20 protein-coding genes are annotated in these 18,984 nt (G+C 74.0%); 14 read left to right on the top strand and 6 right to left on the bottom strand.

The features are described 5' to 3' along the window. Positions 1 to 6 precede the first annotated feature (6 nt). Positions 7 to 948 carry a LysR family transcriptional regulator gene (locus ACWEPX_RS22395; RefSeq protein ID WP_451899164.1) on the bottom strand — a complete coding sequence of 314 codons (942 nt, stop codon included), beginning with the start codon at positions 946 to 948 and terminating at the stop codon, positions 7 to 9. Positions 949 to 1,139: 191 nt separating this feature from the next. Here ACWEPX_RS22395 and ACWEPX_RS22390 point away from each other — a divergent pair, with 191 nt between their 5' ends. Further along, positions 1,140 to 2,543, top strand: coding sequence for an aminopeptidase P family protein (locus ACWEPX_RS22390; RefSeq protein WP_451899163.1), 1,404 nt, complete (start codon positions 1,140 to 1,142; stop codon positions 2,541 to 2,543). A 6-nt stretch (positions 2,544 to 2,549) separates the two neighbouring features. On the opposite strand, the gene ACWEPX_RS22385 is transcribed toward ACWEPX_RS22390, so the two are convergent. The 3 genes from ACWEPX_RS22385 to ACWEPX_RS22375 all read right to left on the bottom strand — a co-directional run bounded on the left by ACWEPX_RS22385 (position 2,550) and on the right by ACWEPX_RS22375 (position 4,962). Further along, positions 2,550 to 3,386 (bottom strand): FG-GAP repeat domain-containing protein, encoded by an 837-nt coding sequence (locus ACWEPX_RS22385; protein ID WP_451899162.1) that lies wholly within the window; start codon positions 3,384 to 3,386, stop codon positions 2,550 to 2,552. A gap of 157 nt (positions 3,387 to 3,543) precedes the next feature. After that, complete coding sequence (locus ACWEPX_RS22380) at positions 3,544 to 4,218, bottom strand: DNA alkylation repair protein (RefSeq protein WP_451899161.1); 675 nt, start codon at positions 4,216 to 4,218, stop codon at positions 3,544 to 3,546. A 60-nt stretch (positions 4,219 to 4,278) separates the two neighbouring features. Beyond that, positions 4,279 to 4,962: a hypothetical protein gene (locus ACWEPX_RS22375; protein WP_451899160.1), complete on the bottom strand. Its 684-nt coding sequence runs from the start codon at positions 4,960 to 4,962 to the stop codon at positions 4,279 to 4,281. Positions 4,963 to 5,276: 314 nt separating this feature from the next. Between ACWEPX_RS22375 and ACWEPX_RS22370 the strand changes: the two genes are divergently transcribed. From ACWEPX_RS22370 to ACWEPX_RS22360, 3 genes are all read left to right on the top strand, one after another. Then, positions 5,277 to 5,486, top strand: coding sequence for a hypothetical protein (locus ACWEPX_RS22370; protein ID WP_451899159.1), 210 nt, complete (start codon positions 5,277 to 5,279; stop codon positions 5,484 to 5,486). A 313-nt stretch (positions 5,487 to 5,799) separates the two neighbouring features. Further along, complete coding sequence (locus tag ACWEPX_RS22365) at positions 5,800 to 6,726, top strand: alpha/beta hydrolase (protein ID WP_451899158.1); 927 nt, start codon at positions 5,800 to 5,802, stop codon at positions 6,724 to 6,726. Continuing rightward, positions 6,723 to 7,970 carry an aminotransferase-like domain-containing protein gene (locus ACWEPX_RS22360; RefSeq protein WP_451899157.1) on the top strand — a complete coding sequence of 416 codons (1,248 nt, stop codon included), beginning with the start codon at positions 6,723 to 6,725 and terminating at the stop codon, positions 7,968 to 7,970. Before ACWEPX_RS22365 ends, ACWEPX_RS22360 begins: the two co-directional genes overlap by 4 nt. Here the strand turns inward: ACWEPX_RS22360 and ACWEPX_RS22355 are convergent. Beyond that, entirely contained in the window at positions 7,951 to 9,021 is a 1,071-nt protein-coding gene (locus ACWEPX_RS22355) for an alpha-hydroxy acid oxidase (RefSeq protein WP_451899156.1), read from the bottom strand. The genes ACWEPX_RS22360 and ACWEPX_RS22355 overlap by 20 nt on opposite strands. Before the next feature lie 276 nt (positions 9,022 to 9,297). Between ACWEPX_RS22355 and ACWEPX_RS22350 the strand changes: the two genes are divergently transcribed. From ACWEPX_RS22350 to ACWEPX_RS22305, 10 genes are read left to right on the top strand one after another with little or no spacing between them, the layout of a single operon-like run. Next, a complete protein-coding gene (locus ACWEPX_RS22350; RefSeq protein ID WP_451899155.1) occupies positions 9,298 to 10,647 on the top strand; it encodes a class I adenylate-forming enzyme family protein in 1,350 nt (449 codons plus the stop codon). Then, a complete protein-coding gene (locus ACWEPX_RS22345; protein ID WP_451899154.1) occupies positions 10,644 to 10,898 on the top strand; it encodes a phosphopantetheine-binding protein in 255 nt (84 codons plus the stop codon). Before ACWEPX_RS22350 ends, ACWEPX_RS22345 begins: the two co-directional genes overlap by 4 nt. 3 nt (positions 10,899 to 10,901) lie before the next feature. Next, a complete protein-coding gene (locus ACWEPX_RS22340; RefSeq protein WP_451899153.1) occupies positions 10,902 to 11,138 on the top strand; it encodes a hypothetical protein in 237 nt (78 codons plus the stop codon). Then, positions 11,131 to 12,165: a beta-ketoacyl synthase N-terminal-like domain-containing protein gene (locus ACWEPX_RS22335; RefSeq protein ID WP_451899152.1), complete on the top strand. Its 1,035-nt coding sequence runs from the start codon at positions 11,131 to 11,133 to the stop codon at positions 12,163 to 12,165. The genes ACWEPX_RS22340 and ACWEPX_RS22335 overlap by 8 nt, the downstream gene beginning before the upstream one ends. Next, entirely contained in the window at positions 12,162 to 12,650 is a 489-nt protein-coding gene (locus ACWEPX_RS22330) for a beta-ketoacyl synthase chain length factor (protein ID WP_451899151.1), read from the top strand. The genes ACWEPX_RS22335 and ACWEPX_RS22330 overlap by 4 nt, the downstream gene beginning before the upstream one ends. Continuing rightward, positions 12,647 to 14,227: a class I adenylate-forming enzyme family protein gene (locus ACWEPX_RS22325; RefSeq protein WP_451899150.1), complete on the top strand. Its 1,581-nt coding sequence runs from the start codon at positions 12,647 to 12,649 to the stop codon at positions 14,225 to 14,227. Before ACWEPX_RS22330 ends, ACWEPX_RS22325 begins: the two co-directional genes overlap by 4 nt. Continuing rightward, on the top strand, positions 14,224 to 15,507 hold the full coding sequence (locus ACWEPX_RS22320) for a beta-ketoacyl-[acyl-carrier-protein] synthase family protein (RefSeq protein ID WP_451899149.1): 1,284 nt from the start codon (positions 14,224 to 14,226) through the stop codon (positions 15,505 to 15,507). The genes ACWEPX_RS22325 and ACWEPX_RS22320 overlap by 4 nt, the downstream gene beginning before the upstream one ends. A 2-nt stretch (positions 15,508 to 15,509) precedes the next feature. Continuing rightward, positions 15,510 to 16,502, top strand: coding sequence for a 4-hydroxyphenylpyruvate dioxygenase (gene hppD, locus ACWEPX_RS22315; protein ID WP_451899148.1), 993 nt, complete (start codon positions 15,510 to 15,512; stop codon positions 16,500 to 16,502). 3 nt (positions 16,503 to 16,505) lie between these two features. Further along, positions 16,506 to 17,414: a phytanoyl-CoA dioxygenase family protein gene (locus ACWEPX_RS22310; protein ID WP_451899147.1), complete on the top strand. Its 909-nt coding sequence runs from the start codon at positions 16,506 to 16,508 to the stop codon at positions 17,412 to 17,414. Beyond that, complete coding sequence (locus ACWEPX_RS22305; RefSeq protein WP_451899146.1) at positions 17,415 to 18,161, top strand: class I SAM-dependent methyltransferase; 747 nt, start codon at positions 17,415 to 17,417, stop codon at positions 18,159 to 18,161. Between the two features lie 53 nt (positions 18,162 to 18,214). Here ACWEPX_RS22305 and ACWEPX_RS22300 read toward each other — a convergent pair whose 3' ends face one another. Beyond that, the gene (locus ACWEPX_RS22300; protein WP_451899145.1) at positions 18,215 to 18,979 is read right to left on the bottom strand and encodes an ABC transporter permease; all 765 of its coding nucleotides are present in this window, start codon (positions 18,977 to 18,979) and stop codon (positions 18,215 to 18,217) included. Positions 18,980 to 18,984: the final 5 nt, after the last annotated feature.

Genomic DNA, 18,984 nt, shown 5'->3' with positions numbered 1-18,984 from the left:
GGCTCGTCAGCGCGCGGCGCGCAGCAGGTCGAAGTGGGCGGAGTGCTCGCGGACGAACGCCCAGTACGCCTCGCGGGCGTGGTCGACCAGCGCGGGCAGCCGCTTGGCCAGCGGGCCGCCGCGCGGGCAGAGCATGACGTGCCGCTGGGACACCGGGTTGCCCGCGATCGGCCGCACGACCACGCGGTCGTCGGCGAAGTACACCGGCTGGCACGGGGCCACGGCCCGGCCCGCGGCGACCAGCGCGCGGATCGAGTCGGCGTTGGTCGTGGTGAAGCGGACGTCCGGGGTGAACCCGTGGTGCGCGCAGGCCAGCTGGAAGCAGTCCGGCCAGCCCGCGCCGTCCGGCGGGGTGATGGCCCAGCTGTGGTCGGCCAGCTCGCCCAAGGCGATCTCGTCCTGCCCGGCCAGCGGGTCGGTGCTGGGCAGCACGACGAACACCGGCTCTTCCTCGATGACCTCGCAGTGCAGGGATTCGTGGGCTGGGGTCTCGAAACCGGGGTAGTCCACGGTCGTCACCAGGTCCAGCCTGCCCGCGAGGACCAGGTCGCGCAGCAGCAGCGGCGAGTACTCCATGGTGATGCGCACGTCGGCGGCGGGCAGGCTCGCGCTCATCCGCTCGGCCAGCCCCAGCAGCACCGAGCCCGCCGAGCCGCCGACGGTGACCACCGGCTTGGCCCGCTCGGCGAAGCGGGCCGCGCCCCGGCGCAGCTCGGCCACCGCGGCGAGGATCGCGCGGGCCCGCAGCAGCACGTACTCCCCGACCGCGGTCGGCTCGACGCCCGCCGGGCTGCGGGTGAACAGCGGCGCGCCGATCTCCTCCTCCATGCGCTTGAGCCGGACCGAAAGCGCGGGCTGGGACAGGCCGAGGACCATCGACGCCTTGGTCAGGCTGCCCGTCTCGGCGATCACCGCGACCGTGCGCAGGTGCCGCACCTCCAGTTCCATCAGCGAAGTGTAGGTCGGCCGCCGAGCGTCCACCAAGAATTCGGCGATCGGGAAAGGGGCCATAGATTTCTCCATCAATCCCGTTGATGCCCCATCACCGCGATCAATCGCAGAATGCATTACCCGATCCCGTTCGCAGGCGGCGACACTCGCCGGTGATCGCCGATCGCGCACGGGGAGGGCCCAGGGGGATGGACACGCAGCGGAGCATGCCGAGGCTGGCCGACGCGGACGGCTTCCGCGCCTGGATGCGTGAGGGCTGGGAACCGCGCGAGGACCCGGCCCCGTGCGGACCGGAGGCGGCCGGGGCCGCGGCAGCGCACCGCGAGCGGTTGTCCGAAGCGTTGCCCGGCAAGCGCATCGCCGTGGCCGCGGGCAGGCCGTCGGTCCGCTCGAACGACACCTTCCACGGCTTCCGCGCCGACTCCGACTTCGTCTGGCTGACCGGGTGCCAGGCGCCGGGGGCGGTGCTGGTCATGACGCCGTTCCCAGGCGGCCACGACGCCGTGCTCTTCCTGCCCGAGCCAGCGGGGGCCGACGAGGTGGACTTCTTCGCCGATGTGGACCGCAGCCGGTTCTGGGTGGGGCGGGAGGCGGGCCTGCCTGCGTGGGAGCGGGCGCTGGGCCTGCCCTGCCGCCCGCTCGACGAGCTGCCCGCCGGGCTGCGCGGGCGCCACCCCGGGGTGCTGGCCGCGCGCGGGGTCGACCCGTGGCTGGACGCGCTGGTGCCCGCGCACAGCGCGGAGTTGCGCACCACGCTCGCCGAGCTGCGCCGGATCAAGGACGACTGGGAGATCGGGCAGCTGCGCGGCGCGGTCGCGGCCACCGTCGCCGGTTTCGCCGACGTGGCCGCCGCGCTGGACGACGCCGTGCGCGGCGGCGGGGAGCGCTGGCTGCAGGGCACCTTCGACCGCCGCGCCCGCGCCGCGGGCAACGGCCCTGGCTACGCCTCGATCGTCGCCGCGGGCCCCAACTCCCCCGTGCTGCACTGGTCGCGCTGCGACAGCCCGGTCGCCGAGGACGCGCTGCTCCTGCTGGACGCGGGGGTGGAGGCGCATTCGCTCTACACCGCCGACATCACCCGCACCTTCCCGGTTTCCGGCGCCTTCACCGACGCCGAGGCCCGCGTCTACGACCTGGTCCACCAAGCCCACGCCGCCGCGCTGGCCGAGGTCCGCCCGGGCCGGGTGTTCCTGGACTTCCACGACGCGGCGATGGCCGTGCTGGCCCGGGGGCTGCACGACTGGGGCCTGCTGCCGGTATCGGTGGACGAGGCCCTGTCGGCGGCGGGCCAGCACCACCGCCGCTACATCGTCTGCGGGATCGGCCACCACCTCGGCCTCGACCTGCACGACTGCGCGGCCGCCCGGCCCAGCGCCTACCACGGGGCGGCGCTGGAGCCGGGCATGGTGCTCGCCGTCGAGCCGGGCCTCTACTTCCACCCCGACGACCGGACGGTCCCACCGGAGCTGCGCGGCGTCGGCATCCGCATCGAGGACGACGTGGTGGTCACCGCGGACGGGGCCGACGTGCTGACCACCGCGCTGCCCACCACCGCCGACGGGATCGCCGCGTGGCTCGAACGCCACCGCTGACCGGGGTCAGACCTCGGTGAAGGAGCCGCCGCCGTCGTTGCGGAAGTGGCGGACGGAGAGCACGCCCTCGCTCGTGCGCGCGATCAGGCCGACGTCGGGGATGCCGTCGTTGAGGAGGTCGGTGACGAAGACCTCGTGGGTCGTGCTGTCGGGGAAGCGGGCGAACTGCACGGGCGGGCGGCCGCTGCCGAAGTGCAGCTCGACGAAGTTCGCGCCGCGGGGGCAGCGGCGGGACAGGAGCATGTCCTGCCCGCCGTCGCCGTCGAAGTCGGCGAAGGCGTGCTGCGGGATGGGCCTGCCGCTGCACAGGTTGATCGGCCCGGGCACGAGCGTGCCCGAGGGGGTGTTGAGGTAGGAGACGAGCTGCTCGCTCTGGTCGGTGGACTGCCAGATGTCCACCAGGCCGTCGCCGTTGAAGTCGACCTTGCGCAGGGTGCTGGGGAAGTTGAGCCCGGGGAGCGGGGCGATCGGGATGAAGTCGCGCAGCACGATCAGCTGCGTGCTCGCCGAAGAATGCTGGAAGGCCGTCAGGACGAGTTCGGGGACGCCGTCGCCGCCGAGGTCGACCACCTCGCCCATGTCCGGGCAGTACGGGCGGGTCCGGTAGTGCGAGGTGTAGGTGTGCGTGATCGGCGGGGCGAAGGTGCCGTCGGCGTTGCGGTGCTCGACCTGCAGCGAGCACGTCGGGGTGACCGCGTTGTCCGGCCCCAGGACGACGCGGTCGGCTCGGCCGTCGCCGTTGAGGTCCCCCAGCAGCGGTTGCCGGAAGTTGCCCGCCGAGGCGGTTCCGGGCGCCAGCAGCGCGAGCAGCGCGGCGACCGCGGCCACTGCCGTTCTTCGCATGGTCTCTCCTCCTCCTGCGGGTGATCTGCCGATGGGATGATCGTTTCAGCGGCCCGGTTGGCTACCGATCGGCGGCAGGAGGTGACCTTGTTCCCGATTCCCGAGTACCTGTCAGGTTGTTCTGCTGAGCCAGGGCGTCCACAGAGGACGTTTGCGCTCAGCTCCCGGCCGACTGGCGGCGGACCATCTCGGCGATCCAGGTCGGGGCGTACGGGGAGGTGCAGTTGGGTGGCGTGGGGTAGTCCTTGAGGACGCCCAGGCGCTCGCCGATGGTGATGGCGCGGGCGCGGTGCTCGGGGTGGGCGATGCCGATCTGGGCCAGGCAGGTGTTCATCGCCCACTGGAGGCGCTCAGGCGCGGCTTTCATCTCGGCCTCGATCGTGTCCAGCAGGGCGGGCAGGTCGAGGGCGCCCGCGTCCTTGGCCGCGCGGTCGGCGGTCAGGCTCCAGCCCGCGCTGGCGACGGCGGGGTCGGGGTCGGCGAGCCAGGCCAGGCGCAGGGGCTCGGCGTGCGGGCTCTTCTTGACCACGTTGCCGAGGAGCCAGTCGTGGACCTTCGGGGTGCGGGCCTGGCGCAGCATGGCGTCGAGGTCGTCGCGGGTGAAGGTCTTGGGGCGGCAGATCAGGGTGGACAGGAGCCGGGCCGCGCTGTCGCCGGTCGCCCACAGCTCGCAGGACAGCTCGTGCCGGGTCTTCAAGCGCTTGGCCAGCGCGCGGAGCTTGCCGAGGTTGACCCCGTGGTCGTCGCCGTGGCGCTGGTTGACCGCGCGGGCGCGCGGGTCGTCCAGCGCGGCCAGCTCCGCCATGACCCCGGCCACCGTCGTCTCGCCCACCTCGGCCTCCCATCCCGCCGGGGCCAGCCTACGAGCCGATCCCGGCGGTGTCGCACGGGCTCAGAACAGGACCGGGGCGCTGGGCGGGGTCGTCGGGGTGATGGCGGCGTTGCGGGCGTCGGCCAGCTTGCGGGCCGTCGCGCCGCCGATGAGCGAGGGCAGGTAGCGGTCCGGGGGCCAGACCTGGATGGGGGTCGCGCCCAGCACGTCGGGGATGAGCAGTTCGATGGGCTGGGCGGAGCGGGCCTGCGGGATGGCGTGCCCGGCCGCCTGCTCGGTGCGCAGGGCGGTCCAGCGCGGGCCGTGGAAGGTCCACGGCGTGTCCTGCTCCCAGCGCGGGGGCTGGAAGACGTGGCGGCGGGCGCCGCGCACGGTGACCGCCGTCGCGCTGGTCGACCACTGGCCGGAGCGGCCGCGGCGCGGGGGCGGGGCGCCGCGGTGGTAGAAGACGGTCTTGCGCAGCCGGTGGTGGAAGGCCACCTCGTGGAAGCGCTGGCCGTGCGGGGTGTGGTGGACGAACCGCAGCGCGGTGCCGCGGCGGTACAGGGCCGCCTGGGCGGCCGCGGCGGCCTCGGGGAACGCCTGGGTCAGGGGTCGGCCCTGGTGGTCGCCGAACTCGCTGAGCACCACCACCGGGATGTCGTGGGAATCAGACTCGTACGCGCGGGCGTGCACCACGGTGTCCTGGCCGGTCTTGCCGTACGGGATCACCGCGTCGTGCACAAGTCGCCAACTGCTGTCCATGCTCCTCCTTCCCGTCGCTCTCGACCATACGTTCGACCACCGACAATCCCCGGCGCGCCGACCAGCGTCAAGATCGGAGTGGGCGGATCATGGGTCCATTCGAGTGATCACGTGGCGCGACGGTCCGGGTTCGGAACGTGACGACAGCGCGGGCGGGTGGGCGGACCGGCAGGGGCAGGCGCCGAAAGTGCCTGCGAACCGCCGGGCGCCACCGCCCCACCGGCCCAATTGGACTGGACCATTGCGGCCGATCGGCGGCTTCCCCGGCCACGCGCGATCGCAGATCCTGTGGCCAGACAACGCAAGGAGACCCGATGCGCATCATCAGCGCCGCCGTCGCCACCACCATCGCCGTCGCCATCGCGGGAACGCCCGCCCAGGCGTCCACCTGGATCCCGGTTGGCCCCTACCCGACCGAGCAGTCCTGCTTGGCCGACAAGCAGCGCTACCACAACCTCAACCCCACCTGGGGCTGCTACCTGCAGGGCGGCGGGTGGTACTTCCAGTACAACCGCGGCTACTGACGTCCACACCGGACGGACCGATTGTGCCGGTGCAGTGCCGGGTGATGGCCCGAGCGGCGTAGCCGCAGGCACTTCGGCACAGCTGTCCACTGAGGATCAGATACGACGTATGGGCCGTTCGTTCCTTCGGCGGATCGACGCCCAATCCGGGCCGTGCCTATGCTCGCGCCACCGATCCGCACTGTGCGGGCAGGAGGTGATCGATCATGGGCGGCGTCGTGGAGCGCAGCGTGCGCGACCTCTGATCCATCCCGGGGGCGTGGCCGCGCGACCCGCGGCCACGTCCCCTCCACCGCCCCCATGGAGCCACCGAATGCCCCTGGACCCGCAGGTCAGCCTGATGCGCGACCGACGAGCGCGCGCCGCAGCCGTGCCGCTGTACGAGATGACCCTCGCCGAGGCGCGGGCCGCCGACCTGCGGTCCATCCAGGACGACGCGGGGACGCCCGAGCCGGTCGCCGACGTGGCCGAGCACGAGATCCCCGGCCCGGAGTCGCCGCTGCGGGTGCGGATCTTCCGCCCCAGCACCGAACCCGGGCTGCCGGTGCTGGTCTACTTCTTCGGCGGCGGCTGGACGCTGGGCACGATCGACACCGCCGACCCGGTCGCCCGGCGGCTGGCGGTCGCGGCGGGCTGCGCGACCGCGCTGGTGGGCTACCGGCTGGCCCCCGAGCACAAGTTCCCCGCCGCCGTGCACGACTGCCACGCAGGCGTGCGGTGGATCGCCGAGCACGCAGGCGAGCTCGGCCTCGACGGCGGCCGCATCGCCGTCGGCGGGGACAGCGCGGGCGGCAACCTGGCCGCCGCGGTGACCCTGCTGGCCCGCGAGCGCGGCCCGGCCATCGTCCACCAGCTGCTGGTGTACCCGAACACCGACCACGCCGCCGACACCCCGTCGATGCGGGAGAACACCGACCGGTACCTGTTCAACCGGACCTCGGTGGAGTGGTACTGGGGCAACTACCTGGCCCGTCCGGAGGACGGGGCGGACCCGCTGGCCTCTCCGCTGCGCGCCGACCTGACGGGATTGCCGCCCGCCACCGTGCTGACCGCCGAGTTCGACCCGCTGCGCGACGAGGGCGAGCGGTACGCCGAGCGGCTGGCCGCGGCGGGCGTGCCGACCGAGCTCATCCGCTACCCCGGGATGGCGCACGGGTTCTTCGCCATGTTCGGCACCGTCGACACCGCGGCGGCGGCGGTCGCCGACGCCGCGGCCCGGCTGCGCGCGGCGTTCGGATGATCGACGGCCTGCACCAGAGCCTCGCCGACCCGGTGCTCTCGGCGATGATGTTCCTCAACGAGGTCACCGCCCGCTTCCCCGAGGCGATCTCCTTCGCCCCCGGGCGGCCGCACGACGGGCACTTCGACCCGGACCTGATCCCCGAGTACCTGCGCGCCTACCGCGAGCACCTGCGCCAGGAGGGCGTGGACGACCGCGCGGCGCTGTTCCAGTACGGCCGCACGAACGGCCAGATCCACGACCTCATCGCCCGCGCGGTCGCCAACGACGAGGGCATCCACGTCCCGCCCGAGGCGGTGGTGGTGACCGTCGGCGCGCAGGAGGGCCTGCTCATCGTGCTGCGCGCCCTCTTCGGCCACCCCGACGACGTGCTCATGGTCTGCTCCCCCGGCTACGTCGGGATCACCGGCGCGGCGCGGCTGCTCGACATCGAGGTGGTCGCGGTCCCCGAGGGGCCGGACGGGCTGGCCGCGGCCGAGGTCGCCGCGGCCGCGGCCGCCGCCCGGCGGCGGGGCAAGCGACCGCGCGCGCTGTACGTCGTGCCGGACTTCGCCAACCCCTCGGGCGCGAGCATGGCCGTCGAGGAGCGCGAGCGGCTGCTGGCGGTGTGCGCGGCCGAGGGCGTCCTCGTCATCGAGGACAACCCGTACGGCTTCTTCACCGCCGAGGACGTGCCTGCGCCCACCCTCAAGTCGCTCGACACCCGCCGCGGGGTCGTCTACGTCGGCTCCTTCGCCAAGACCTGCTTCCCCGGCGCCCGCCTCGGCTACGTCCTGGCCGACCAGCGCGTGCGCGGCGGGCTGCTGGCCGACGAGCTGGCCAAGGTCAAGAGCATGACGACGGTGAACACCCCGTCGCTGAGCCAGGCGGTGATCGGCGGGCTGCTGGTGCGGGCCGGGTGCAAGCTGCGCGCGGCCAACGCGGGCGCGATCGCCTTCTACCGGGCCAATCTGCGGCTGATGCTCGACGAGCTCGCCCGGCGCTTCCCGCCCGGGTCCGGGGTCACCTGGAACACCCCCGCAGGCGGCTTCTTCGTGGTGGTGGCGGTGCCGTTCCGCGCGGACAACGCCGCGCTGGAGCGGTCCGCCCGCGACCACGGGGTGCTGTGGACGCCGATGAGCGCCTTCCACCTCGACGGCGGCGGGCAGCACCAGCTGCGGCTGTCGTGCAGCTACGTCGAACCCGACCGGCTGGTGGCGGGGGTGGCGCGGCTGGCCGCGTTCGTCACCGCGGAGAGGGCCTGATCATCGACCCGTCCACCGCCCCCAGGGCCGGCCTGCCGCACAGCGCCAGGCACTCGGCCAGCTCCGCGCGCAGCAGGCCGAGCACCGCGGCAGCTCCATCCGCCCCGCTGTGGGCCAGCCCCCACAGCACCGGTCGCCCGACCAGCACGGTGGCCGCGCCGAGCGCGATCGCCTTGGCGACGTCCGCGCCGCTGCGCACGCCGCCGTCGAGCAGGACCGGGATGCGGCCCGCGACCCGCTCGGCGATCTCGGGCAGGACGTCGAGGGTGGCGGGGGCGGCGTCGAGCTGCCTGCCGCCGTGGTTGGACACGACGATGGCGTCGACGCCGTTGGCGACGGCCAGCTCGGCGTCCTCGGCGGTGAGGATCCCCTTGAGCACCAGCGGCAGCCGGGTGCGCGAGCGCAGCCACGCCAGGTCCGCCCAGGTGATCGTCGGGTCGAACTGCTCGCGGGAGTGGCGTTCGATGGCGGAGGTGCCCGCCTCGGCGCGGTGGCTGGCGGCCATCACCGCGGCGTCGAGGTTCACCGCGCGGATCCCCTCGGGGACGGTGAAGCCGTTGCGCACGTCGCGCGGGCGGCGGGCGACGCGCGGGGCGTCGACGGTCAGGACCAGGGCGCCGTAGCCCGCGTCCTCCACCCGGGCCACCAGGTCGAGCAAGGCGGCGCGCTGGCGCAGCCAGTACAGCTGCATCCAGAGTGGACCGGTCGCCGCCTTGGCGATCTCGGCGACATCGGCGCTGGCGAAGATGCTGACGACGAACAGCAGCCCGTCCGCGGCCGCCGCGGTGGCCAGCTCGCCCTCCGGGGTGAGCAGGCGGTGGTAGGCCATCGGGGCGATGCCGATGGGGGCGGGCAGCTCGGCCCCCAGCAGGCTGGTCCCGGTGTCGCACGCCGAGGCGTCGACCAGCACCCGCGGCCGCAGGGTCAGGCGCTGGAATGCCGCCTCGTTGGCCCGCAGCGCCCATTCACAGCCCGCTCCGCCGCTGATGTAGTCCCACACGTGTTGATTAAGCGCGCTTTGCGCGCTGGCGGCGAAGTCTGCCAATTCCATGCGATAGTCCGTTCGGTGGCACGAGCGGACCCGATCGGGCCCGATCGACGATTTCCCTGAATTGATCTCCCCGGGGCGGCCAAGCCCTGCTCCAAGCGCGTCCGCACCAGCGCCGCTAGTCCTTTCGGCTGACATTGACTCCGCTGCCCACCTGTGTAAGTGTTCCCTCCTACCAGCGTAGATGCCCGCTGCGGCAGCTCCGCGGCAATCGATCGAGCCAAGGTCGAGGTCTGCATGAAAAATGCCGGTTCATTACATCCACTTATCGGAGAATGGGTGGACGACGTCCTTCTGGGCGGCCCCGGCCAACAGGCGTGCCTGCGCCTTGGAGAATCAATCGACCGCGCCCGCCTGCGCGCGCTGGTGACCGAGCAGGAATTGTTCCTCAAAAATGCCGGTCTGCGTCCAGGGGGCACAGTCGCATTGCGCTTGCCGCCCTCGGTCGGGTTCATCGCGGCGCTGCTGGCCGCCTGGCGGATCGGCGCGCAGGTGAGCCTGCTCGACCACCGGCTCACCCAGCGGGAGGTCGACCGCGCGCTGGACCGGGTCGGCGCGCAGTTCGTCGTCTCGGCGACGGCGGTGCGCGGGCACCGGCTGTGCGGCTACGCCGACGTGGACTTGGCGATCACCGCCCGCGACGGCGCTCCCGCCGCGACCCCGCATGCCCTGGTGCAGTTCAGCTCCGGCTCGACCGGACCGTCCAAGGTGATCGCCCGGACCGCCGCCGACCTGGTGGCCGAGCTGGGCCGCTACGACCGGCTCCCGGAGTTCCCGCGCGGCGGCGAGCGGGTGGTCCTGCTGGCGTCGATGGTGCACGTGCTCGGGCTAGTCGGCGGCCTGCTCAACGCGCTGCACACCGGCGCGGAACTCGTGCTGCCGCGCAGGCTCACCGCCGACGGCATCCTCGCCGCGGTCGCCGAGGGCGCTGCCCCGGCCACCGTGCTGGGCGTGCCGTTCCACGCCGAGCTGCTGTGCTCAGGCACGCCGGTCCCCGGCCTGCGGCGGATGGTCGTGGCGGGCGAGCTGGTCCGGCCGGAGGTGCCGCCGCGGTTCCGCGACCGCTTCGGCGTGCCGCTGGGCACGATGTACGGGATGACCGAGGTCGGCGTGATCGCGACCGACCTCACCGGCGCGCTGTGGCCCGCGGTCGAGCTGACCGACGGGATGCGCGCCCGGGTGGCGGGCGGCGAGCTGTGGATCGCCCGGCCGGAGTCGCCCTACCTCAGCCTGGCCGACCCGACCCGGTTCGCCGACGGCTGGCTGGCCACCCGCGACGCCGCGCGCGTGTCGGGCTCGCTGGTGACCGTGCTGGGCAGGTTGGACTCCCAGGTCTCCATCGGCGGGCTGAAGGTGGACCTGACCGAGGTGGAGCAGGTGCTGGCCGGGCTGCCCGGCGTCCGCGAGGCCGTGGTCCTGCACGACGGCGGCATCCGCGGCTACGTCGCCCTGGCCGACGGCTCCACAGTGGATTCCGTGGCCGCGGCGCTGGCCGCCGAGCTGGCCGCGTTCAAGCTGCCCCGCGAGCTGGTCGCGCTGCCGCAGCTGCCGCGGACGGCCACGGGGAAGATCGTCCGCGACGCGGCGGTGCTGCGGGCGCGGGAGGACCGGATGGAAGGTGTGCGATGAACGAGCGGCTCCGCGAGTTCGTGGTGAACGCTTTGGCCGAGATGAACTACGACGTCAGCGAGGTCACCGGGGAGACCGAGCTCGGCCCGGCCGGGCTGGACCTGGAGTCGCTGGCGCTGGCCGACCTCGCCGTGCAGATCGAGGACGAGTACCAGATCAAGTTCGGCGACGACGACATGGAGACGCTGGCCATGATGACGCTGGACGAGTTCACCGCGGCGCTGGCCGCGCGGCTCGCCCCGGCGGGCTGAGCCGTGGAGCTGCCCGGGCGCGCCGACGTGGTGGCGATGCTGGCCGCCTACGGCGACCGCGGCCCGCTGCAGGTCGGCGAGCAGCTCGACTCGCTGGAGCTGACCTGGCTGGTGGCCCAGGTGGAGCGGCGCTACGGCGTGGAGCTGGACCTGACCGACGAGGTGTTCGGCGCGATGTCCACCGTCAGCGGGGCCGTGTCCGCCCTGCGCGCGGCCATCGCGGAGGCCGCGGGTGGTTGAGGTGGTGGTGACCGGCGCCGCCCTGCGCACCGGCTTCGGCCGCGGGGCCGCGGCCCTGCTCGCCGACGGCTTCGCCGGGACCACGGCGTTCGGCCCGGTCACCCGGTTCGACACCGCGGGCCGCCGCACCGACCAGGCGGCCGCGCTGCCCGGCGCACCGTCCCTTGTGGACGAATTGGTGGGCGCGATCCGCGACGCCGGGCCGCCGCGGGGCACGCCGCTGCTGCTGGCCGCGCACGCCACCGCAGGGACCGCCGAGCTGGCCGGGGAGGTCGCCGCGCGAGTCGGGGCCGCGGGGGTGGCCCGGACCTACACCGGGGCCTGCGTCGCCGCGGGCAGCGCGGTGGCCGACGCGGCGACGATGATCGCCACCGGCCGCGCCGAGCGGGTGGTCGTGGCCGCGGGCTACCTGGTCGACGCGGAGATGTTCGGGGTGTTCGACGCCGGGCGGGCGCTGGCCAGGGACGGCCGGGTCCGCCCGTTCAGCGCGGGCCGCCAGGGCATGGTGCTCGGCGACGGGGTGGCCGCGGTCGTGCTGGCGGCCGCGGGGGCGCCCCGGCCCGCGCTGGCCCGGCTGCTGGGCTGGAGCAGGCAGGGCGACGCCTACCACGTGGTGCGGCCGCGCCCGGACGGCTCCGGCCTGGCCCGCACGATCACCGCGGCGCTGGCCCGGGCGGGGCTGGCCCCGGAGCGGATCGGCTACGTCAACGCCAACGGGACCGGCACCGACCACAACGACGCCGCCGAGGCCGCCGCCTTGGAGGCGGTGTTCGGCCCCGGGGGTGTGCCGGTCAGCTCCACCAAGTCGGTGCACGGGCACGCGCTGGAGGCGTCCGGGCTGGTCGAGCTGGTCGTCACCGTGCTGGCCCTGCGCCACGGCAGGCTGCCGGTCAACTCCGGCTACCTGGGCCCGGATTCCGCGCTGGACGTCATCACCGCGCCGCGGACCACGAGCGCGCAGTACGCGCTCAGCGTGAACACCGCGTTCGGCGGGGCCAACACCGCGCTGCTGGTGGGTGCGCCGTGACCGGCACGCTCGACCGGGTCGCCGTGCTCGCCGAGGCCCGCTGGAGCGGACCGGACGCCCCCGCCATCGCCGGGTTCGTGGTGTCCAACTTCAACCCGATGGTCGCCGAGGTGGCCCGCCGCTGCTTCGCCCAGCGGCCGCCGCGGCCCCGGACCGGGGTCGTGCTGGCCAGCGTGCGCGGCGACACCGCGACCGCGGCGGCCATCGCGGCCGCCGTCGCGGCGGGCAGGCGGGTGCCGCCGCTGCTGTTCTTCCAGTCCAACCCCAACGCCGTGCTCGGGCACATCGCCGCCCGGTGGGGGCTCATCGGTCCGCTGGTGTGCGCCAGCCCGACCGGCGAGCCGCTGGCCGACGCGCTGGCCTGCGCGGAGCTGCTGGCCGACGAGGCCGACGAGGTCCTGGTCATCACCGCCGACCTGGCCCGCACCCCCGACGACACCGACCAGGCGCACGCGCTGCTGGTCACCCCCGTGGAGGCGGCATGAACATCAGGGCCCACCTGGCCAAGGACCCCGGCATCGGCGCGGGGAACGTGCTGACCACGCTGGTCGAGCTGGGCGTCGACGGCCCGGCGCTCACCTTCGACACCGCCGTCGACGGCATCCCGGCGTGGACGGCGCTGACCGTGGGCGACCTCGACGCGCGGGTCCGCGCCCGCGCCGCCGCGCTGCACGCCCTGGGCATCCGCCGCCGCGACCCGGTGGCGGTGACGGCGGCGGCCGCCGCGGACAACATCACCACCTTCCTGGCCCTGGCCCGGCTCGGCGCGATCCCCGCGCTGGTCAACGCCCGGGTGCCCGCGGAGATCGCGGCCCTCTACATCGGACGCCTGAACGCCGTGGGGGTCGTCGCCGACGCCGAGCGGGCCGCCGCGCTGGCCGAGCACGGGGTGGGCGCGCTCGCCCGGATCGACGAGCTGGGCGCGGCCGACCCCGACGACGCCCCCGCGCCCTACCGCTTCCACCCGGACGACCCCGTCGCCATCACGCACTCCTCCGGCACCACGGGCATCCCCAAGGCGGTCCTGCACTCGCACAGCAGCCTGTACGCGGCCAACCGGCACCGGCTGCGGATGCCGAAGGCGCAGGGCACCGACCGCATCCTCTCGGCGCTGCCCGCCCCGCACGCCGCCACGCTGATCGCCCTGAACCTGGCGCTGTCCATCCAAAGCGAGCTGCTGGCGCTGTCGGAGCAGGCCGGGGCCGCCGTCGTCGACGCCATCGAGCGTTGGCGTCCGTCTGCGGTGCTCGGGTTCGCCGCCACCTGGTCGGACCTGGCCCGCCTGGACCTGCGCGGCCGCGACCTGGATTCGGTGGCGCTGTGGTGGAACACCGGCGACTGCGCGCACGAGGCGCACATCCGGCGGCTGATCTCGCTGGGCTACCGGGAGGTCGCCACCCGGCAGGGCCGCCTGCGCAAGCCGGGCTCGGCGTTCATCGACGGCCTGGGCTCCAGCGAGATGGGGCACTCGCACTTCTTCATCACCCACACCGCCGAGACCAACCGGTACGGCCGGTGCATCGGCAGGCCGCACGCCTTCGCCGAGCCCGTCGTCCTCGGCCCCGACGGCGAGGAGCTGCCGCCGGGCGAGGTGGGCGAGCTGGGCACGAAGTCGCCCACGCTGTCGCTGGGCTACTGGAACGACTCGGCCACCACCTACCGCACCCGCGTGCGCGGCTACTTCCTCACCGGGGACCTGGTCTACCGCGACGAGGAGGGCTACTTCTACCACGTCGACCGGCTGGTGGACACAGTGGACCTCGGCGGGGGCAAGCGCTTGCACACGGCCATGTCCGAGGAGCGCGTGCTGATGGCGTGCCCGGACGTGGCCGACTGCACGGTCGTCGCGGTGCGCGAGGGCGACGCGGTGGCGACCGAGGTCCTGCTCCAGCTCGACGCCGCCGCCGACCCCGGCGCCGACCGCTCGGCCGCGGTGCTGGCCGCGCTGGGCCCGGAGGTCGCCGCGACCGTGCGCCGCATCGCCGTCGTCGGCGACGGGCACCTGCCGCTGGGGCCGACGGGCAAGGTCCGCAAGGTCGCGCTGCGGCAGGCCCGGTCATGAGGCCCGCGGCGGCGATCACCGGCATCGGCCTGGTCACCCCGGTCGGCCGCAAGCCTGCTGAGGTGTTCGACGCGCTGTGCGCAGGCCGCTCCGGCCTGGTCGCCCCGCCGCAGGGGCACCCGCTGCACGGGCTGCTCGACGCGGCCGGGATCGCCCCCGACGTGGCCGCGGCCGAGGTGCTGCCCGCCAAGGAGGCCCGGGCGGTCGACCGGTTCGTGCTGCTGGCGCTGGCCGCCGCGGACGACGCGCTGGCCGACGCCCGGATCACCGCCGGGGTGGACGTCGACCCGGAGCGGGTGGCCGTGGTCGTCTCGACCGGCGGCGCGGGCCTGGAGAGCTACGAGCACTACGCCGCGGCGCGGCAGGCGGGCGGCAGGCAGAAGGTCAGCCCGTACCTGCTGCCCGGGATGCTGGCCAACATGGCGGCCGCGCGCATCGCCATCAAGCACGGCTTCCGCGGCTACAGCTCGTGCATCGCCACCGCGTGCGCCGCGGGCGCGCAGTCCATCGCCGAGGCGCTGCGGCTCATCCGGGCGGGCGAGGCCGATGTGGTGGTGTGCGGCGGCGCGGACACCGCGCTGCACCCGACCGTGGCCGCCGCCTTCGCCAACGCCTGGGCGCTGGCCCGCGGCGGCGGCGACCCGGCGGCGGCGAGCAGGCCGTTCGACCGCGGGCGGACCGGGTTCGTGCTCGGCGAGGGCGCGGGCGTGCTGGTCGTGGAGCGGGCCGAGCACGCCGCGGCCAGGGGCGCGCCCGCCTACGCCGGGCTGCTCGGCTGGGGCGTCACCACCGACGCCCACCACCCGACGACGCCCCGGCCCGACGGCTCGGGCGCGGCCGCGGTGATGGCCAGGGCGCTGGCCGACGCCGAGCTGCAGCCGTCCGATGTGGCCTACGTCAACGCCCACGGCACCGGGACGAAGCTGGGCGACATCGCCGAGGCGAAGGCCATCCGCGCGGTCTTCGGCGACGACGGGCCGCCCGTCAGCTCGATCAAGGCGCTGACCGGGCACATGCTCGGCGGCTCCGGGGCGGTGGAGGCCGCCGCGACCGCGCTCGCCGTCGCGGCGGGCGCGCTGCCGCCGACGCACAACCTGGACGACCCGGACCCCGAGTGCGCCCTCGACCACGTGCGCGGCGCGGCCCGGCGCGGGCCGGTGCCCGCCGCGCTGAGCAACACCTTCGCCTTCGGCGGCCACAACGTCAGCCTGCTGATCGGCCCGCCGCCCACCCGACCGACCCGCGCCGCCCCACCCCCCACCCCGCCCAGCAGAGGTTGAAGATGCACGTACAAGACATCGATCACGTCGAGTTCCACGTCGGAGACGCCGACGGTGTCGCCGCCGCGCTGTGCGCCGAGTACGGCTTCCGCCGCATCGGCGCCCGGCCGCACGCCGTGCTGCTCGGCCAGGGCCGCATCCGCATCCTGCTGACCGGCGGCCCCGAGGCGGCGGCCTACGTCGCCAAGCACGGCGACGGCCTGGCCGCGATCGCGCTGGCCACCGACGACCCGGACGCCGCGCTGGCCGCCGCCGTGCACCGCGGCGCCGTCGAGCTGGGCGGCGGGCGCATCCGCGGGTTCGGGGACGTGGCGCACGTGTTCGTCCGCCCCGGCGCGGCGCCCGCGGGCATCGAGCCGGTCGACGACGGGCCGGGGTCCGACCCGCTCGACCTGCTGGCGGCCATCGACCACGTGGCCGCGTGCGTGCGGGCGGGCGAGCTGGACACGACGGTGGCGTACTACGAGGAGGTCCTCGGCTTCAAGGAGATCTTCGAGGAGCGGATCGTCGTCGGCGGGCAGGCGATGAACTCCAAGGTGGTGCAGAGCGTCTCCGGCGAGGTGACGGTGACCCTGCTGGAGCCCGACCACACCGCCGAGCCCGGCCAGATCGACACCTTCCTGGCCGCGCACTCCGGCCCCGGCGTGCAGCACCTGGCCTTCCGCACCGCCGACATCGCAGGCGCCGTGCGCACGCTGTCCGCCCGCGGGGTGCGGTTCCTCGACACGCCCGCGGCGTACTACGACGACCTCGATCAGCGGATAGGCAGCGTCGGCGTGCCGGTCGAGCAGCTGCGGGAGCTGAGCATCCTGGTCGACCGCGACAGCGAGGGCGAGCTGTTCCAGATCTTCACCCAGACCACCCACCCGCGGCGGACGCTGTTCTTCGAGATCATCGAGCGGATGGGCGCGCTGACCTTCGGCAGCGCCAACATCAAGGCGCTGTACCAGGCTGTCGAGCGCGAGCAGGGCCGCACCGCGGCGAAGGCGGGCTGAGCAATGACCACCGAGCTGACCGGGTTCGCCCTGACCGACGCCGAGCGCGCGCTGCTGCCCACCGACGACGAGGTGGCCGAGTACGCCCGCCGCGGCTGGTACCTCAGCCGCAAGCTGTTCACCGACGACGAGCTCGACGCGCTGACCGAGGCCACCGAGCGGTACTACGCGGGACACACCGACCGCAGGCTGCCGCTGGCCCCGCCCAACCTGGCCTACTGGACGCCCGAGCGCGGGGACGTCCAGCGGCACAACGACTACGTCCACTACGAGAGCGATGAGATCGCCGCGATCCTGCGCAAGCCGCTGGTGGGCGCGGTGGCCGCGCGGCTGGCCGAGGCCGAGGAGATCCGGATCTGGCAGTGCACGCTGATCTACAAGCCGCCGCGCCCGGACGAGCCGACCAACCACGTGCCCTGGCACATGGACCGCCACTACTGGCAGAACTGCACCTCCGAGCGGATGCTGACCGCGTTCATCCCGTTCCACGACTGCGACGAGCGCATGGGCACCATCACCATGGTCGACGGCAGCCACCGCTGGGCCGAGGTGCCCGGGGACGACTCCACCCGCCACTTCGCCCAGCGCGACCGGGCGGAGCTGGAGGAGCTGCTGGCGGCCAACGCCGCGCACAACGGCGCCGAGGTGCGCAAGGTGCCCATGATCATCCCCAAGGGGCACATGAGCTTCCACCACTGCATGACCTACCACGGCAGCGGCCCCAACCTCGCCGACGTGCCGCGGCGGGCGGTCTCGATGCACCTGCAGGACGGGGCGAACCGGCACCGGCCCTTCACCAAGCCCGACGGCACGCCGGTCAACTACAACCACGACGCGCTGGTCCGCCGCGACGCCCGCGGCCTGCCCGACTACACCGACCCGGACTACTGCCCGGTCATCTGGAGGTCCTGAGTGGACTGGGACTGGGGCGACCCGGCCGGGCTCGCCCGCCGGATGGACGCCTTCACCGAGACCCTGGCGCGCTGCGACAAGCTCGACGACCTCGGCGCGCTGCCGCCCAGCCGGGCGGGCCTTGCGGACCTGGGCGTCACCGGGGTGGAGTTCGCCGCGTTCCGCACCGCGCACCCGACCGGGCTCGGCAGCGACCTGGTGGGGCTGAGCTGCCCCACCGGGGCCACCGAGCCCGGCCGGGTGTACCGGGTCGACGGCGCGGCGCTGTTCACCCAGCTCGACATCTGCGCGCCGCTGCCGATCGAGGACGGCGCGCTGGACTGGGTGTACGCCGAGCACCTGATCGAGCACGTGCCGCTGGCCGAGGGGATCGGGTGGCTGCGGGAGGTGCGCCGGGTGCTGGCCCCGGGCGGGCTGCTGCGGCTGACCACCCCGGACCTGGCCGCCTACATCGCCGGCTACAGCGGGGGCGGGTTCTACGCCAAGCACCGCCGCCGGGTGCGCCTGGCGCTGGGCGAGGTGGCCCCGCCGATGCCCACCCGCCGGGCGTTCATGGTGAACCAGATCTTCTACCTCTACGGCCACCGGTGGATCTACGACTACGACGAGCTGGCCCACGCGCTCACCCAGGCGGGGTTCACCGACTTCACCATGCGCGCTTACCGCGAAGGCGCGCGCAGCGATGTCGCCGCGCTCGACCAGACAATTCGCAATGACGAGACCATCTACGTGGAGGCGACCGCCTAGCGCATAAACCGAAATTGCCCGGCCGGTGCTCCGGCCGGGCAATTCGGGGTATTTCAGCGCACCCGCCTGGCGAATAGCCGCGACGACCAGAAAACGGCGGCGACGGCCAGCACGACGATGATCAGCGAGCCCTGCCAGACCACTGCGTCGCCGGGCGAGCCGGTGAAGAGGGCGCGGGTGCCGTTGGTCGTCCAGTAGATCGGGTTCCACTCGGCGATGGACACCAGCCACTGCGGGGCCAGGGTCAGCGGCAGCAGCACCCCGGAGAGCAGGGCCAGCGGCTGGGACACCCCGTTGATCATCGGGCCGAGCGCGGCCGGGTTGGGGATCAGCAGGGCCAGGCCGTAGGAGACGGCGCAGGCCATCAGGGCCATCACCGCCAGGATGGCGTAGGCCACGAGCAGCCAGCCCGGGTGCACGGACAGGCCGAGCGGCAGGGCCACGACGGTGATCACCACCGCCTGGCCCATCAGCGTGGTGACCTCCGACAGCGCGCGGCCGAGGATGAGCGCGAAGCGGCTCATCGGGGTGACCCGGGAGCGCTCGATCACCCCCGACTTCAGCTCCCCGAGCAGGCCGAACCCGGCGAAGAAGCCGCTGAGCAGGACCAGGATGACCAGCAGGCCGGGCACGTAGACCCGGTAGGCGTCGGCGAGCGTGGTCGCCCCGACCGGGGCCAGCGCCGACTTGAGCAGCGGGGCGAACAGCAGCAGGTAGGCGATCGGCTGGACGAAGCCGATGACCAGGCGCGACGGGGTGCGCGCGACCAGGAGCAGCTGCCGCTGGTAGATCAGCCAGGTGTCGCGGGCGAGCTTCATCGCGG

This window comes from Actinokineospora sp. NPDC004072 (assembly GCF_053604195.1).
Note: the sequence above shows the minus strand (reverse complement) of the source record. Positions and strands in the feature narration are given on the sequence as shown.